This window comes from Pseudomonas sp. CG7 (genome assembly GCF_023701885.1).
GTDB lineage: Bacteria > Pseudomonadota > Gammaproteobacteria > Pseudomonadales > Pseudomonadaceae > Aquipseudomonas > Aquipseudomonas zanjanensis.
Genome location: NZ_JABAEE010000004.1, coordinates 20,270 through 34,255, shown reverse-complemented (window position 1 = coordinate 34,255; position 13,986 = coordinate 20,270). Strand labels below are relative to the sequence as shown.

General features: G+C 62.6%; 11 protein-coding genes. 8 read left to right on the top strand and 3 right to left on the bottom strand.

Annotated elements, in window-relative coordinates:
• Positions 1-96 precede the first annotated feature (96 nt).
• The 7 genes from HGO40_RS03050 to tauD all read left to right on the top strand — a co-directional run bounded on the left by HGO40_RS03050 (position 97) and on the right by tauD (position 8,427).
• A complete protein-coding gene (locus HGO40_RS03050) occupies positions 97-2,421 on the top strand; it encodes a Tex family protein (RefSeq protein ID WP_250961838.1) in 2,325 nt (774 codons plus the stop codon).
• The gene (locus HGO40_RS03045) at positions 2,421-2,804 is read left to right on the top strand and encodes a PaaI family thioesterase (RefSeq protein WP_250961837.1); all 384 of its coding nucleotides are present in this window, start codon (positions 2,421-2,423) and stop codon (positions 2,802-2,804) included. Before HGO40_RS03050 ends, HGO40_RS03045 begins: the two co-directional genes overlap by 1 nt.
• Before the next feature lie 270 nt (positions 2,805-3,074).
• On the top strand, positions 3,075-4,658 hold the full coding sequence (gene gshA, locus HGO40_RS03040; protein ID WP_250961836.1) for a glutamate--cysteine ligase: 1,584 nt from the start codon (positions 3,075-3,077) through the stop codon (positions 4,656-4,658).
• A 247-nt stretch (positions 4,659-4,905) separates the two neighbouring features.
• Complete coding sequence (tauA, locus tag HGO40_RS03035; RefSeq protein ID WP_250961835.1) at positions 4,906-5,883, top strand: taurine ABC transporter substrate-binding protein; 978 nt, start codon at positions 4,906-4,908, stop codon at positions 5,881-5,883.
• A gap of 20 nt (positions 5,884-5,903) precedes the next feature.
• Positions 5,904-6,698 carry a taurine ABC transporter ATP-binding subunit gene (gene tauB / locus HGO40_RS03030; RefSeq protein WP_186707307.1) on the top strand — a complete coding sequence of 265 codons (795 nt, stop codon included), beginning with the start codon at positions 5,904-5,906 and terminating at the stop codon, positions 6,696-6,698.
• A complete protein-coding gene (gene tauC, locus HGO40_RS03025) occupies positions 6,695-7,534 on the top strand; it encodes a taurine ABC transporter permease TauC (protein ID WP_250961834.1) in 840 nt (279 codons plus the stop codon). The genes tauB and tauC overlap by 4 nt, the downstream gene beginning before the upstream one ends.
• A 50-nt stretch (positions 7,535-7,584) precedes the next feature.
• Positions 7,585-8,427, top strand: coding sequence for a taurine dioxygenase (tauD, locus tag HGO40_RS03020; protein WP_250961928.1), 843 nt, complete (start codon positions 7,585-7,587; stop codon positions 8,425-8,427).
• Between the two features lie 198 nt (positions 8,428-8,625).
• Here the strand turns inward: tauD and mgrA are convergent, their stop codons facing one another.
• Positions 8,626-9,663 carry an L-glyceraldehyde 3-phosphate reductase gene (gene mgrA / locus HGO40_RS03015; RefSeq protein ID WP_250961833.1) on the bottom strand — a complete coding sequence of 346 codons (1,038 nt, stop codon included), beginning with the start codon at positions 9,661-9,663 and terminating at the stop codon, positions 8,626-8,628.
• A gap of 330 nt (positions 9,664-9,993) precedes the next feature.
• On the bottom strand, positions 9,994-10,884 hold the full coding sequence (locus HGO40_RS03010; RefSeq protein ID WP_250961832.1) for a LysR family transcriptional regulator: 891 nt from the start codon (positions 10,882-10,884) through the stop codon (positions 9,994-9,996).
• A 128-nt stretch (positions 10,885-11,012) separates the two neighbouring features.
• Here HGO40_RS03010 and HGO40_RS03005 point away from each other — a divergent pair, with 128 nt between their 5' ends.
• A complete protein-coding gene (locus HGO40_RS03005; RefSeq protein WP_186729766.1) occupies positions 11,013-11,753 on the top strand; it encodes an SDR family oxidoreductase in 741 nt (246 codons plus the stop codon).
• Between the two features lie 129 nt (positions 11,754-11,882).
• Here HGO40_RS03005 and betT read toward each other — a convergent pair whose 3' ends face one another.
• Positions 11,883-13,844 carry a choline transporter BetT gene (betT, locus tag HGO40_RS03000; RefSeq protein WP_250961927.1) on the bottom strand — a complete coding sequence of 654 codons (1,962 nt, stop codon included), beginning with the start codon at positions 13,842-13,844 and terminating at the stop codon, positions 11,883-11,885.
• Positions 13,845-13,986 lie beyond the last annotated feature (142 nt).

The following is a 13,986-nucleotide window of genomic DNA, read 5'->3' as shown; positions in this document are numbered from 1 at the left end:
ACCCAGGCAGCGGCGCATGCCAGGCCGCTCAACCAGTCTCGCCGAGCCCCGTTTGCGCGGTGGCGAGCCTGATTTCACAATTTGTCAGGTGGTTTTATGGACAGCATCAACAGCCGCATCGCCGAGGAACTCGGTGTACGCCCACAGCAGGTCGAAGCGGCCGTCGCGCTACTCGATGAAGGCTCCACGGTGCCTTTCATCGCCCGTTACCGGAAAGAAGTGACCGGCAGCCTCGATGACACCCAATTGCGGCATCTGGAAGAGCGCCTGCGCTACCTGCGAGAACTCGACGAACGGCGCATCAGCATCCTTTCCAGCATCCAGGAGCAGGGCAAGCTGACCCCGCAACTCGAGCGCGACATCAAGCTGGCCGACACCAAGACTCGTCTCGAAGACTTGTACCTGCCCTACAAGCAAAAGCGCCGCACCAAGGGCCAGATCGCCCTGGAAGCAGGCCTCGGCGAGCTGGCCGACGGCCTGTTCAACGACCCGACCCTGGCCCCGGAAACCGAAGCCGCGCGCTTCGTCGATGCCGAAAAAGGCGTGGCGGACGTGAAGGCGGCGCTGGAAGGCGCCAAGTACATCCTCATGGAGCGTTTCGCCGAAGACGCCAACCTGCTGGAAAAGCTGCGCAGCTACCTCAAGCAGGAAGCCACCCTCAGCGCCCGGGTCATCGCCGGCAAGGAAGAGGAAGGCGCGAAGTTCCGCGACTACTTCGAACACGACGAACCGCTCAAGAGCATGCCGTCCCACCGCGCCCTGGCGATTTTCCGTGGTCGCAACGAAGGCATCCTCAGTTCTGCGCTGAAGGTCGGCGAAGAACTGCCCGGCACCATGCACCCGTGCGAAGGCATGATCGGCCAGCAGTTTGGCATCCAGAACCAGACCCGCGCCGCCGACAAATGGCTGGCCGAAGTGGTGCGCTGGACCTGGAAGGTCAAGCTCTACACCCACCTGGAAACCGACCTGCTGGGCGAGTTGCGCGATAACGCCGAGACCGAGGCGATCAACGTGTTCGCCCATAACCTGCACGACCTGCTGCTGGCCGCGCCGGCCGGGCCGCGCGCCACCCTGGGCCTTGACCCGGGCCTGCGCACCGGTTGCAAGGTGGCCGTAGTGGATTCCACCGGCAAACTGCTGGACCACGCCACGGTCTACCCGCACGTGCCGCACAACAAGTGGGACCAGACCCTCGCCGTGCTCGCCGCCCTGTGCGCCAAGCATTCGGTGGACCTGATCGCCATCGGCAACGGCACCGCCAGCCGTGAGACCGACAAGCTGGCCGCCGAGCTGATCAAGAAATACCCTGCCATGAAGATGACCAAGGTCATGGTCTCCGAGGCCGGCGCTTCGGTTTACTCGGCGTCGGAACTGGCTTCCAAGGAATTCCCGGACCTGGACGTGTCGATCCGTGGCGCGGTGTCCATCGCCCGTCGCCTGCAGGATCCACTGGCAGAGCTGGTGAAGATCGACCCTAAATCCATCGGTGTCGGCCAGTACCAGCACGACGTCTCCCAACTGAAACTGGCGCGCGGCCTGGACGCCGTGGTGGAAGATTGCGTGAACGCCGTGGGCGTGGACGTGAACACCGCTTCGGTGGCGCTGTTGGCGCGCATTTCCGGCCTGAACGCCACGCTGGCGCAGAACATCGTCACCCACCGTGACGAACACGGCGCGTTCAAGACCCGCGCCGCGCTGAAGAAGGTCCCACGCCTGGGCGAGAAAACCTTCGAACAGGCCGCCGGTTTCCTGCGAGTCATGAATGGCGACAATCCGCTGGATTCGTCGGCGGTCCACCCTGAAGCCTACCCGCTGGTGCAACGTATCGCCGCCCAGACCGACCGCGACATCCGCTCGCTGATCGGTGATGCCGCGTTCCTCAAGCGCCTGGATCCGAAGAAATTCACCGACGAAACCTTCGGCCTGCCGACCGTGACCGACATCCTGCAAGAACTGGAGAAACCGGGCCGCGACCCGCGTCCCGAGTTCAAGACCGCCGAGTTCCAGGACGGCGTCGAAGACCTCAAGGACCTGCAACCGGGCATGATCCTCGAAGGCGTGGTGACCAATGTCACCAACTTCGGTGCCTTCGTCGACATCGGCGTGCACCAGGACGGTCTGGTACACATCTCGGCCTTGTCCGAGAAGTTCATCAAGGACCCGCGCGAAGCGGTGAAGGCCGGTGATGTGGTGAAAGTGAAGGTCATGGAAGTCGACATCCCGCGCAAACGCGTCGGCTTGTCGATGCGCATGAGCGACACGCCGGGCGAGAAAGTCGACGGTGCCCGTGGTGCGCGTCCTGGCTCGACGCCACGCCAGTCGCAAAACACCGCGCCACGCAAGGAAACCGCCACCGCAGCCCCGGCGAACAACGCCATGGCTTCGTTGTTCGCCAACGCCAAGCAGTTGAAGAACCGCTGATGGACGCACCGGCCGGGTTGGTGGAGAGCGCGTTCTTCAAGCTGCTCGGCTGCCGTCTGCAGAGCCTTGGGGATGGGGTGGCGCAAGTCGCCCTGAGCCTCGAGCCGCCGCTGCGCAACCGCGGCGGCAAGCTGCACGGCGGCGCGCTGTTCAGCCTGGTGGACATTGCCATGGGACTGGCCTGCTCCAGTGTCCATGGCTTTGACCAGCAGAGCGCGACCATCGAATGCAAGATCAACTACATTCGCGCCGTGTCCGACGGCGACGTGTTGTGCACCGCCCGGGTCATCCACCCCGGCCGGCGCACGCTGGTGGTCGAGGCCGAGGTGGTGCAAGGCGACAAACTGGTCGCAAAAGCGCAAGGCACGTTCGCTGTCCTATAGCTCCCTGTCATCGATTTGGGGTAATTTCGATGCCACGAATGCCGCGTCAAAGCTTTCCTGTGGGAGCGAGCTTGCTCGCGATAGCGCAGGATCAGTCAAGATCAATGTTGCTGATCCACCGCTATCGCGAGCAAGCTCGCTCCCACAGTAAGGTTGCGGTGGCTAGCCTTTGGCACAAAAACCAGGCGAAAACGCCAGTTTTAACTTCACCCTTGTAGACCGTCTTGCCCACCCCCATATTGGGGCGACTGACGCGTGAAGGAATTCAACTTGAGCGACCTTTTAAACCGCCGCCTGGCCCTGCTCGGCGAGCGCGCCAACCTCTCCCTGCTCGAACAGTGCCTGCACGGCATCGAGCGTGAATGCCTGCGCGTCACTGGCGATGGGCGCCTGGCGCAGACCCCGCATCCCGAGGCCCTGGGCTCGGCGCTGACCAACGAACAGATCACCACCGACTATTCCGAGTCGCTGCTGGAGTTCATCACTCCGGCCCTGGCCGACCCGGCCGATACCCTGCGCAGCCTCGACAAGATCCACCGGTTCGCCTACAGCAAGCTCGGCGACGAGTACTTGTGGAGCCCCTCGATGCCGTGCCCGTTGCCGGCGGAAGAAGACATCCCGATCGCGTATTACGGCACCTCGAATATCGGTCGACTCAAGTACGTCTATCGCCAGGGCCTGGCCCTGCGCTACGGCAAGACCATGCAATGCATTGCCGGGATCCACTACAACTTTTCCCTGCCGGAAAAACTCTGGCCGCTGCTCCGGCAGGACGAAGCCGCCGATGTGAGCGACCGTGACTTCCAGTCGTCGGCCTACATCGCATTGATCCGCAATTTCCGCCGCTACAGCTGGTTGCTGATGTACCTGTTCGGTGCCTCGCCGGCCCTGGACATCGGTTTCCTGCGAGGCCGTCCGCACCAGTTGGAGCAGTTGGATCCGGACACCTTGTACCTGCCCTACGCCACCAGCCTGCGCATGAGCGACCTGGGTTACCAAAGCAACGCCCAAGCCGGCCTCACGCCGTGCTACAACGACCTGGCGAGCTACACCGACAGCCTGCGCAAAGCGGTGGCGACGCCCTATGCGCCGTACGTCGAAGTCGGCACGCACCAGAACGGCGAGTGGGTACAGCTCAACACCAACATCCTGCAGATCGAAAACGAGTACTACTCCAATATCCGCCCCAACCGCGTGACCTACACCGGCGAGCGGCCGATCCAGGCCCTGATGGCCCGGGGCATCCAGTACGTCGAAGTGCGTTGCCTGGACATCAACCCGTTCCTGCCGATGGGCATCGACCTCACCGAGTCGCGCTTCCTCGATGCGTTCCTGCTGTATTGCGGCCTCAATGACAGCCCGCAGTTGGAAAACAACGAGTGCGGCAACGCCACCAACAACTTCCTGACCGTGGTCAAGGAAGGTCGCAAGCCTGGCCTGCAATTGCAGCGTCAGGGCCAAGCGGTGGATATGCAGGCCTGGGCCGTCGAATTGCTGGAAAAAATCGCCCCGCTGGCCTCGTTGCTCGACCAGAGCCAGGGTGGCGATGCCCACCGCCAGGCCCTGGATGCGCAACTGGCGAAAGTCCGCGACCCGTCCTTGACCCCTTCCGCCCAGGTGCTGGCCGCCATGGCCGAACACCAGGAAAGCTTCGCCCAGTTCTCCCTGCGCCAGAGCAAGGCCCACGCCGAATTCTTCCGCGCCGAGCCGTTGCCTGCCCAGGAGCAAGCGACGTTCGAGGAAACTGCCCGTAAGTCATTGGTCCAGCAGGCCGAGCTGGAACAGAACGAGGTGGGGGATTTCGATGTGTTCGTGGGCTCGTATCAGGCGAGCATCCTGGCGATCAGTAACTGACTCCCCGCTGGCGAGAACGCTTTTGTGGCGAGGGAGCTTGCTCCCGCTCGGCTGCGCAGCAGTCGTAAAAACGGGCCTGCTGCGCAGTCCAGCGGGAGCAAGCTCCCTCGCCACAAAGGGTATTGGTCGGTTCCAATAGATTTTTTCGAAAATAAGCTCATTCGAAAAAGTTATTTATTTTCCAATTCTTAGATCATTTAGTCTCCTCCAACGCCGAACTCCCGGCGGCCTGTTGAGGAGTTTCCCCATGTCTTTGCGCTTCCCCCTTCGCCTTCTCGCAGCCGCCTCCCTGGCTGCAACGAGTCTTTTTGCCCAGGCGGCCGACCTGACTGTCGCCTACCAGACCACCGTCGACCCGGCCAAAGTCGCCCAGGCCGATGGCGCCTATGAAAAAGCCACCCAAGCCAAGATCGACTGGCGCAAGTGCGACAATGGCGCCGACGTCCTCACCGCCCTCGCCTCGGGCGATGTGCAAATCGGCTACCTCGGTTCCAGCCCTTTGACCGCGGCCATTACCCGCCAGGTCCCGGTGGAACCCTTCCTCATCGCCACGCAGATCGGCGCCGCCGAAGCCTTGGTGGTGCGTGACGGTTCCGGCATCAAATCGCCAAAAGACCTGATCGGCAAGAAAATCGCCGTGCCGTTCGTCTCCCCGGGCCACTACAGCCTGCTCGCCGCGTTGAAACACTGGAACATCGACCCGTCGACAGTCACCGTGCTCAACCTGGCGCCACCGGCCATCATCGCTGCCTGGAAGCGTGGCGACATCGACGCCACTTATGTCTGGGACCCGGCCCTGGGCGTGGCCAAGGAAAACGGCAAGGTGCTGATCACCTCCGCGGAGCTGGCCAAGTTCGGCGCACCGACCTTCGACGCCTGGATCGTGCGCAAGGACTTCGCCCAGAAGCATCCCGAGATTGTCACCGCCTTCGCTAAAGTGACCCTGGACGCCTACGCCCAGTACCGCAAGGACCCACAGGCCTGGCTGGCCGATGCGTCCAACGTCGACAAACTGGTGAAGCTTTCCGGCGCCAAGGCCAGCGATATCCCGCTGTTGCTGCAAGGCAACGTCTTCCCCTTGGCAGCCGATCAGGTCGTGAGCCTCGGCGCACCGACTACCCAAGCCATCACCGACACCGCAGCGTTCCTGAAGGAACAAGGCAAGGTCGACGCCGTGCTGCCGGACTACGCACCGTACGTCAGCGCCAAATACATCACTCGCTGATCGAAAAAGGGAGACACGCGATGGCCTTGCTACAGCTGGAGCGCATCAGCGCACAGTACCCCGGCGCGACGGAACCGGTGCTGGCGGATATATCCCTGACCCTGGGGCCGAAGCAATTGCTGGTTGCCCTCGGCCCGTCCGGCAGCGGCAAGACCTCGCTGTTGAACCTGATTGCCGGGTTCGTCGAGCCCAGCGCCGGACAGATCACCCTCGACGGCACACCCGTCAAGGGCCCGGGCGCCGAGCGCGGCGTGGTGTTCCAGGACGATGCGCTGCTGCCTTGGCAGGACGTGTTGGCAAACGTTGGGTTCGGCCTGGAACTGGCCGGGGTCGCCAAGCAAACGCGCGAAGCCCGGGCTCGGGAAATGCTGGCACTGGTGGACCTGGCCGGCTTCGAGCAACGCCGCGTCTGGCAGCTCTCCGGCGGCCAGAAACAACGTGTTGGCCTGGCCCGGGCATTGGCGGCCGACCCGCGCGTGCTGTTGATGGACGAACCGTTCGGTGCCCTGGATGCCTTCACCCGCGAGCAGATGCAGGAACTGTTGCTGCAGGTCTGGCAGCGCACCGCCAAGCCGGTGTTCCTGATCACCCATGACATTGAAGAAGCCGTGTTCCTTGCCACTGACTTGATTCTGCTGGCACCGAACCCGGGGCAGATCGTCGAGCGCCTGAGCCTGGATTTCGGCCAGCGCTACGGGGCCGGGGAATCGGCGCGCTCGATCAAGTCCGACCCGCGCTTCATCGAAACCCGCGAGCATGTGCTCGCCAAAGTGTTCTCCCAACGCAGCACCACTCGGCCACAGGAGCGCGCATGAGCAGCTATGAAATTCCAGCGGTGGTCCGTGACGCGGCGACCAAGCCCACGGCCCGTGGCTTGAGACCCCACCTGAGCACGCGCTGGATCAGCGGCTTGACCCTGATCGCCTTGCTGGCGATCTGGTGGGCCGTCACCGCCAGCGGCCTGATCGAACCGCTGTTCCTGCCCTCACCGTCGGCCGTGCTGGAAAAAGGCTGGCTGCTGGCGACTCGCGGCTACATGGATTCCACCCTCTGGCAGCACTTGGCCGCCAGCCTTGAACGCATTGGCCTGGGACTGTTGTTCGCGGTGCTGACGGCGGTGCCGGTGGGCATCGCCATCGGCGCCAACCGCATCGCGCGCGGCGTGCTCGATCCATTGATTGAGTTCTACCGGCCGATTCCACCGTTGGCGTACCTGCCGTTGATCGTGATCTGGTGCGGCATCGGCGAGCTGTCGAAGGTGCTGCTGATCTACCTGGCGATCTTCGCCCCGATTGCCATTGCCACCGCCACCGGCGTGCGCACGGTCGATCGGGCCAAACTGCGCGCGGCGCAATCGTTGGGTGCCACGCGGGCTCAGTTGATTCGCCATGTGATCGTGCCCAGTGCCCTGCCGGACATTCTCACCGGCATTCGCATTGGCCTGGGCGTGGGTTGGTCGACGCTGGTGGCCGCCGAACTGATCGCCGCCACCAGTGGCCTGGGGTTCATGGTGCAGTCGGCGGCGCAGTTCCTCGTTACTGACGTGGTGGTGCTGGGCATCCTGGTGATCGCACTGATCGCCTTCGCCATGGAAATGGGCCTGCGCGCCCTGCAACGCAAACTGGTGCCGTGGCACGGCCAGACCCATTGATATCCAATGACCACGCCGACCATTCGGCGCCCCAGACCGAGAACATTGCGATGAACCGTCCGACCATTACGCCTTTGAGCACCGCCCTCGGCGCGCAGATCGATGGGATCGACATCAGCCAGCCGCTGAGCCTGGCGGATCGCGACACCGTTGAGCAGGCGCTGCTTGAGCATCAGGTATTGTTTTTCCGCGACCAGCCGATCGAGCCGCCCCAGCAGGCACGCTTCGCCGCGTATTTTGGCGACCTGCACATTCATCCGATCTACCCCAACGTGCCGGAGCAGCCCGAAGTATTGGTGCTCGACACCGCCGTCACCGATGTGCGCGACAACGCCGTGTGGCACACCGACGTGACCTTTCTCCCGACGCCCGCCCTGGGCGCGGTGCTCAGTGCCAAGCTGCTACCGACGGTGGGTGGCGATACGTTGTGGGCCAGTGGCATCGCCGCCTACGAAGCCTTGTCGACGCCCATGAAACGTTTGCTGGAAGGCCTGACGGCGACCCACGATTTCACCCGCTCGTTTCCGTTGGAGCGGTTTGGCAATAGCGCCGAGGACCTCGCGCGCTGGGAAGAAGCACGGCGAAAAAACCCGCCGCTGTCCCATCCGGTGATCCGCACTCCTCCGGTGAGCGGGCGACGGTCGCTGTTCGTCAATGAAGGCTTCACCACGCGCATCAACGAGCTGTCGGACACCGAGAGCGAGGTGATCCTGAAACTGCTCTTCGCCCACGCCACCCGCCCGGAGTTCACCCTGCGCTGGCGCTGGCAGGTCAACGACGTGGCGTTCTGGGACAACCGCGTCACCCAGCATTTTGCCGTGGACGACTACCGCCCTGCCCGGCGGGTGATGCACCGGGCGACGGTGTTGGGGGATGTACCGTTTTTCAGGTGAGTGTCTTGCCCGAATGGTTTTCTGGGGTAACGCATATCCCCGTGGCGAGGGAGCTTGCTCCCGCTCGACTGCGCAGCAGTCGCAAAACCTGTCCCACTGCTTTTCCTGATACGCAGTGTTGAATGGGTTTGGGGTCGCTTCGCGGCCCAGCGGGAGCAAGCTCCCTCGCCACAGGGATTTGTGTGCACCCTACTTGCGTTACTCAGCCGACGAAGGCTTCTCCCAAAGATTGATCCCGCCTTCCTGGGCAAACCGGTCGATCTCGGCCAGTTCGTCGGCGCTGAAATTCAAATTCTGCAACGCCGCGACGTTCTCGATGATCTGCTCCGGCCGGCTGGCGCCGATCAGGGCGGAGGTGATCCGTGGGTCGCGCAAAGTCCAGGCCAGGGCCATCTGGGCCAGGCTCTGGCCGCGTCGCTGGGCGATCTCATTGAGCGCTCGCACGTGGGCAAGGTTCTCCTGCGACAAGTGCGAAGCCTGCAACGAACCGCCCCCCGGACGATTCACCCGGGCATCGGCCGGAACACCCTTGAGGTACTTGTCGGGCAGCAGGCCTTGGGCCAATGGCGTGAAGGCGATCACACCCGTACCCAATTCCTCGGTGGCATCCAGCAGGTCTTTTTCCACCCAGCGGTTGAGCAGGTTGTAGGCCGGCTGGTGAATCAGCACTGGGACTTTCCATTCCTTGAGCAGCGCCGCCATTTCCCGGGTCTTCACTCCGGAATACGAGGAAATGCCGATGTACAGCGCCTTGCCCTGCTGCACCGCAGTGGCCAGCGCACTGGCGGTTTCTTCCAGGGGCGTATCGGGGTCGAAACGGTGGGAATAAAAGATATCCACATAGTCCAGCCCCAGGCGCTGCAGGCTCTGGTCGAGGCTGGCCAGCACATATTTGCGCGAGCCCCCGCCCTGGCCGTAAGGCCCCGGCCACATGTCCCAACCGGCCTTGCTGGAGATGATCAACTCATCGCGGTACTGCTTGAAGTCTTCACGTAGCAAGCGGCCAAAATTGATTTCGGCGCTGCCGTAGGGCGGGCCGTAATTGTTCGCCAGGTCGAAATGGTTGATGCCCAGGTCGAACGCCGTGCGCAGCAAGGCGCGCTGGGTGTCGATGGGCGTGCTGTCGCCAAAGTTATGCCACAACCCCAGCGACAACGCCGGCAGCACCAGCCCGCTGCGCCCGACGCGGCGGTAAGGAATGGACTCGTAGCGGTTTTGCGCAGCGGTGTAGGTCATCGAAAAGGCTCTCTGTTCGGACGGCTGGAGGCAGAAACTAACATTTCACAGACGCCTCGGTCAGGCGGAAAGTTCGCGAATCAGGTGTGGGAGCGAGCTTGCTCGCGAACGCATCTGCCCAGACAACCCAGAACCCGTGGCGAGGGAGCTTGCTCCCGCTGGCCTGCGCAGCAGGGCCCCAGCATGCTGACAGGCAGAACGCGTTGTTTGATTTTACGACTGCTGCGCAGCCGAGCGGGAGCAAGCTCCCTCGCCACAGGGGCTTGGCAATGGCCGGAATTGGGTACCCATCCCACAGGGTTTTGCAGTGCGAGGAAATCGGGGACCACGTTAACGCGCCTGCGCAAACACCTCCGCCACCCAATCCACGAACACGCGAACCCGCGGCGACATGAGTCGGTTGTGCGGATAGAGCACTGACACCGGCATGGACGGTGGTGGGGTGTTGGTGAGGACCTCCTGCATCAGGCCCTGCCGGATCGGCTCTTCCATTCGGTAATGCGGGCATTGGATCAGGCCCAGGCCGGCGATGGCCGAGGCGGCGTAGATTTCCGCGCCGGACACCGACAACGTGCCCCCGATCGGTACCTCCTTGAGTTCGCCATCGACCATGAACTCAAACGGATAGAGCTTGGCGGTGGTCCGCGAGACGTAATTCACTGCCCGGTGATGTTTCAAGTCATCGAGGCTCTTCGGCTCGCCGTACTGGCGCAGGTAACCGGGACTGGCACAGGTGATCTGCCGAAGATTGGCGACACGCCGGCCAATCAATGAAGAGTCCGCCAGCGAACCGGAGCGCAGCACGCAATCGACGCCTTCGGCAATCAGGTCGACGAAACGATCTGCTTCGCTGATGAACAGTTCTATTTCGGGGTAGCGGGCCATGAATTGCGGCAACGCCGGAATCACGAAATACCTGGCCTGGGTGCCATGCAGGTCCACCCTCAGTTTGCCTTTTGGCGCCACGCCGCGAAACGCCAGCTCGGCTTCTTCCAGCTCCGCCAGCAATTGCACGCAGCGCGGGTAATAGGCTTCGCCGTCGAGGGTCGGGCGCACCTTGCGGGTGCTGCGCTCCAGCAAACGCACGCCCAGCCAGGCTTCGAATTGGTTGAGTGTGTGGGTCAGCGTGGCCCGGGGCATGTTCAGGTCTTCAGCGGCCAGGGTGAAACTGCTGCGCTCGTAGATGCGGACAAACACCCTCATTGCCTTGACCTGATCCATCTGAATCCTGCGCTCTGATTGTTGGGAAATGTTGAACAGTCAAGGCAACTTTCCGGCATTTATCGTCAAGAGTAAACATGTGAATCTGGCTTCAACAACTCAAGCCTCAACAACAAAGGAACCCTCACATGACTGTTCAAAACTCGAAAGTTGCCATCGTGACCGGCGCCTCCCGCGGCATCGGCGCCGAAATCGCCAAGCACCTGGCCAGCGAAGGCTTCGCCGTTGTCGTCAATTACGCCAACAGCGCCAGCGAAGCGTCCAAGCTGGTGGTGCAATTGCGCCAGGCCGGCCACCAAGCCATAGCGGTCAAGGCCGACGTGTCATCTGCCGCCGATGTGCGTCGGTTGTTCGATGAGACCGAAGCGCAGTTGGGCAAGGTCGATGTGTTGATCAACAACGCCGGCATCCTCCAAGTGATGCCCCTGGCGCAGCACAGCGACGAGTTGTTCGACCAGACGTTCGCCATCAACACCCGTGGCACCTTCAACACCCTGCGCGAAGCCGCGACCCGCCTGAACGACGGTGGCCGGATCGTGAATTTTTCCAGTAGCACCGTAGGCCTGAACCTGCCCGGCTACTCGGTGTACATCGCCAGCAAGGCGGCGGTGGAATCCTTGACCCAGGTATTTGCCAAGGAACTGCGCGGTCGCCAGATCACGGTCAATGCCGTAGCTCCCGGCCCGGTCGCCACTGAGTTGTTCATGCACGGCAAGAGTGAGGAGCAAGTGCAACACTACGCCAAGATGCCGCCCCTGGAGCGCCTCGGCCAGCCGCAGGACATTGCCAGCATCATCGCGTTCCTGGTGAGCCCGGCCGCTGGATGGGTGAATGGCCAGATCTTGCGGGCCAACGGTGGGCTGGTCTGAGACTTTTTCCCGCGTCGCCAGTCAAGGCGCTATCGCGAGCAAGCTCGCTCCCACAGGGAACCACTTAACCCTGTGGGAGCGAGCTTGCTCGCGATGAGGCCGGTGAAGATGGAAGATCTGGCGCCTCGGTCACCGCACCAAGTGCAGGAACTGCAGGTGCCGCTCGTACTGGTCGAGGATGTCGTTGATGACTTGCTCCTTGGTGTAGCCCACCAGGTCGTAATCCTGGCTGCCTTCGCTCAAGTGCACCTCGGCGCGGTAGTAACGACGGTTGTTCAATTGCTTGGCCCCCATGCCGCCACGGGCGAAGGACGGCGTGAAGTAGCCGCGCATCTGCACCTGGTAGATGAACGGATGCTGCTCGCCATGGCCAATCTCCAGGCTGACGCTGTCGTTGGCCGGGTCGGGCTGGGTCACCACCGTCAGGCCCTTCTCGGCAAACACCGCGGTCACTTCTTCAATGGCCGGGCGCACCGTGGTGTCGAGGAAACGGTACACCTCATCACGGGACGGGAAATGCACCGCCTGGCTCAAGCGTTGGCGCCAGCCGCCCGTGCCCCGACGTGAACCCGAGACCGGGGCCAGGGAATGCAATTGTGCGATCTGCTTCTGGGATTCCAGGTAGAACGCCTTGTGCAGGCCCCACATCATCAGCAAGAGAATCAGCGAGAACGGCAGGGACGTCAGCACCACCGCCGACTTCAAGGCATCGATGCTGCCGGAGAACAACAACGCACTGGTCACCAGGGCGGTCATCGCGCCCCAGAACACTCGCAACCATTTCGGCCCGTCCTCGTCGGGGTTGCCACCCTTGGCCGACAGCGTCGACAGCACCACGGTGCCTGAGTCGGCGGACGTGACGAAAAACACGAAGCTGATGAACACCGTGACCGCGATGACGGTCTTGCTCCAGGGGTAGGTCTCCAGCAGCAGGTAAAGGCTCATCGATGGGTTTTCCAAGGCGGACATGCCCAAGGCACTCATGCCGTGGTTCAACACCTGGTCGATGGCGCTGTTGCCGAAGATCGACATCCACGCCAAGGTGAACCCCAGGGGAATCAGCAGCACACCAAAGACAAATTCACGGATGGTGCGACCGCGGGAAATCCGGGCGATGAACAGCCCCACGAACGGCGACCACGCGATCCACCAGGCCCAGTAGAACACCGTCCAGCCACCCAGCCAGTCGCTGGGTTCGTTGTAGGCATACAGGTCGAAACTCTTCATCGGCAGGGCGCCGAGGTAATCGCCGATGTTCTGGATCAAGGTGTTGAGCAAATGCTGGGTCGGGCCGGCGAACAGCACGAACAGCAACAACGCGCAGGCCAGCAGCATGTTGATGTCGGACATGACCCGCACGCCCTTGTCGACGCCGGCCACGGCGACGATGATCGCCGCCCCCATCATCAGCACGATCAGGCCGACCTGAATCCATTGGGTATGGGCGATGCCGAACAGATAATCGAGCCCGGAATTGAGGTGCAGCACACCAAAGCCCATGTCCGCGCCGAGGCCGAACACCGTCGCGATAATGCCGAAGCCGTCCACGGCGTAACCGATGGGACCGTTGATGCGCTTGCCGATCAGCGGGTAAAGCGCCGAGCGCAGGGCCAGGGGCAAATTGTGCCGGTAGGCGAAGTACGCCAGGGCCATGCCGACGAATGCAAAAACGCCCCAGCCATGCAGGCCCCAGTGCAAGAACAAGATCTGCATGGCCTGGCGCGCTGCCTCCGCGGTACCGGCTTCGCCCTGGGGTGGTTGCACCATGTGAGTGAGTGGCTCGGACACGCAGAAGAAAAACAGCGTGATGCTGATGCCGGCGGCGAACAACATGCCGGCCCAGGACAGATAACTGAATTCGGGCTCGTCGTGGTCGGCACCGAGCTTGATCTTGCCGTAGCCGGACAAGGCGGTGACCACCACGAAGACCAGATACAGCGTCATCGCCAACATGTAGTACCAGCCGACCGTATTGGCCGCCCAGTTCTGCGCCGCCAGCAACCAGGCGCCGGCCTGCGCGGGCATGGCGATCACCACCAGGCCGAACAGCAGAATGAAAGTCGCGGCGAAGTAAAAGACCGGCGGGTTCATGCGGACCAGGCCGCTGGGTGGAAGGGACGAAGCGCTCATGGACGAAGCACCTCGGGAAGCGAAAGGGCGGCAGTGAAATACGGACTCGGCAAAGGCAAGCCTCCTGTTGTGAGCGGGCAGCAAACCGACGGTTTAACTTGAA